Origin of the sequence: Streptomyces sp. MMG1121, from assembly GCF_001280015.1 — a bacterium.
In the GTDB taxonomy this organism is placed as follows: Bacteria; Actinomycetota; Actinomycetes; order Streptomycetales; family Streptomycetaceae; genus Streptomyces.
The window spans coordinates 1-2,877 of sequence record NZ_LGDV01000015.1; the positions used below are offsets into that span (position 1 = coordinate 1).

1 protein-coding gene is annotated in these 2,877 nt (G+C 73.8%); it reads right to left on the bottom strand.

Features of this window, described 5'->3' with window-relative positions; all coding sequences use genetic code 11:
* Window positions 1-2,858, bottom strand: a 2,858-nt coding sequence (locus tag ADK64_RS48600; protein WP_324614358.1) for a beta-ketoacyl synthase N-terminal-like domain-containing protein, incomplete at its 3' end; no start/stop codon positions are given.
* Window positions 2,859-2,877 lie beyond the last annotated feature (19 nt).

The window sequence follows — 2,877 nt, forward strand, 5'->3', positions numbered from 1 at the left end:
TGCCGGATCACCCGCTGCTGGGACGGACCGTTCGGCGCCGTCAGACCGTTGCTCGCCCCGTCCTGGTTGACCGCGCTGCCACGCAGCACCGCCAGCACGCGATCGCCGTCCCGGGTCGCGTCGGCGAGCCGCTTGAGCACCAGCACCCCGGCCCCCTCCGACCACGTCGTGCCGTCGGCCGAGGCGGCGAAGGAGCGGCACCTGCCGTCGGGGGACAGCCCGCGCTGGCGGCTGAACTCCACGAATCCACCGGGCCCGGCCATCACGGCCACCCCGCCGACCAGGGCCTGGGCGCACTCGCCCGTACGCAGCGCCTGCGCGGCCAGGTGCAGGGCGACCAGCGACGAGGAGCACGCGGTGTCGACCGTGCAGGCCGGGCCTTCCAGTCCCAGGGTGTAGGCGACCCGGCCACTGAGCACGCTCGCCGCGTTGCCGGTGAGAAGGTGGCCCTCCAACTCGTCCGGAGCCTTCCGGGCCAGCGCGTCGTAGTCCTGTCCGCTGGTGCCCATGTACACGCCGGTCGGGCTGCCGCGCAGGGACAGCGGGTCGATTCCGGCGCGCTCGAGTGCCTCCCAGGACACCTCCAGCAGCACCCGTTGCTGGGGGTCCATCGCGAGCGCCTCGCGCGGTGAGATTCCGAAGAACGCCGGATCGAAGCGGGTCGCGTCGTCCAGGAAGCCGCCCTCGCGCGTGTACGACGTGCCGGGGTGATCCGGGTCCGGGTCGTACAGCCCCTCCAGATCCCACCCCCGGTCGGCAGGGAACGGCGTGATGGCGTCCGTGCCGTGGTCGATCAGCTCCCACAGCTCTTCGGGAGAACGCACGCCCCCGGGGTAGCGGCAGGCCATCCCGACGATCGCGACGGGCTCGTCGGGCCGGGGGCCGCGCGCACCGGAACCCGAGGGCCGGCCCACGGCCGGGTCCGCCCCACCGAACAGCTCCGCCCGCAGGTGCCGGACGAGGGCGCCGGGCGTCGGGTGGTCGAACACGGCGGTGGCCGGCAGTCGCAGGCCGGTCTCCGCGGTCAGCCGGTTGCGCAGCTCGACGGCCGTGAGGGAGTCCAGGCCCAGTTCCTTGAACGCGCGCTCGGCGCCGACCGCTTCCGGGGACTCGTGGCCCAGCACTGCGGCCGCCTGCGCCCGTACGAGATGGAGCAGCTCGCGCTCCCGGTCCCGCTCCGCCAGGCCCGCCAGCCGCTCGCGCAGGGCGGCGCCTTCTGCGCCGGCGTCCGACACGGGTGACATGGCGACGGCGGCCGGCGGCCCGACGAGCTCCGGCCTGCCGGTCGTGGCGTCGAGCCAGTACCGGCGGCGGCTGAAGGCGTACGTGGGCAGATCCGTACGCCGCGCGCCCGACCCCTCGAACACCGCGGGCCAGTCGACACCGACGCCCCGGACGTGCAGCCGGGCGAGGGCCATCGTGAGCGCTTCGGCGTCCGGGCGCTCCCTGCGCAGCGCGGGTATGAAGACCGGTGTCACCGACGGCGCCGCACCGGGAGTCTCTCCGGCCGCCTCCTGCGACGCCTCCCCCGACGTCTCCTCGCCGTCGAGGCACCGCTGTCCCATCGAGGCCAGCACGCCATCGGGGCCCAGCTCGAGGAAGGTGCGAACGCCCTGCCCGGCCAGCCGGCGGACGCCGTCCGCGAACCGTACGGTGCCCCGGACGTGCCGGACCCAGTAGTCGGCCGAGCAGAGCTCCTCGCCGGTCGCGACCGTACCGGTGAGGTTGGAGACGACGGGGATCCGGGGCGGGTGGAAGGTCAGCGCCTCGACCACCTCGCGGAACTCCGCCAGCATGCCGTCCATGCGAGGGGAGTGGAACGCGTGGCTGACGCGCAGCCGGGTGGTCCTGCGTCCGTCAGCCGCCCACCGCCGAGCGATTTCCTGGACTGCGTCCTCGTCTCCCGAAACGACTGTTGACCAGGGGGTGTTGACTGCGGCGATGTCCGCTCGTCCGGAGAACTCCGCCAAGGACTCCCGCACTTCGGACTCACCCGCCTCGACGGCCACCATCGCGCCGCCCTCGGGCAGGGCCTGCATCAGCCGGCCGCGCGCGGCGACCATGGTGCAGGCGTCCTCGAGCGACAGCACGCCGGAGACATGCGCGGCGGCCAGCTCGCCGACCGAGTGTCCGAGCAGGTGGGTGGGGCGTACGCCCCAATGCTCCAGGAGTCGGAACAGCGCGACTTCGAGGGCGAAGAGGGCGGGCTGCGTGTACGCGGTACGGTCCAGCAACTCCGCGTCCGCAGTGCCCTCTTCGGCGAACACCACGGCACGGAGGGGGCGTTCGAGGTGGCCGTCGAGGTGGTCGCAGACCTCGTCGAAGGCCGCGGCGAACACCGAGTGGTCGCGGTGCAGCGCCCGGCCCATGCCGAGGCGCTGGGAGCCCTGGCCGGAGAAGAGGAAGGCGAGATCGCCGGAGACGGTGACGCCCTGGGCGAGGTTCGGTGCCGGCCGACCCTCGGCCAACGCGGCGAGCCCGCGGCGCAGTTCGGCCGTGGTGGAGCCGATCAGGACGCCCCGGTGTTCCAGGGCGGCTCGGGTGGTGGCCAGCGAGAACGCCACGTCGATCGGGAGCCGCTCGTGTTCGTTGCCGTGCTCGTGCCCGGTGTCGCCCGGGCCTTCGGCGAGCAGCTTTCCGGCCTGAGCGCGCAAGGCTGACGTGGTGTCACCGGACAGCACCCACGGCACCACCAGGTCGGCGGGGCGCCCCGAAGGCGGCCCGTCCTCCGCTTCGACCGGCGCCTGCTCCAGGATGACGTGCGCGTTCGTCCCACTGATCCCGAACGACGAGACGCCTGCCCGGCGCGGACGCCCCGCCGCTTCCGGCCAGTCCACCGCCTCCGTCAGCAACGACACCGCACCCGCCGACCAGTCC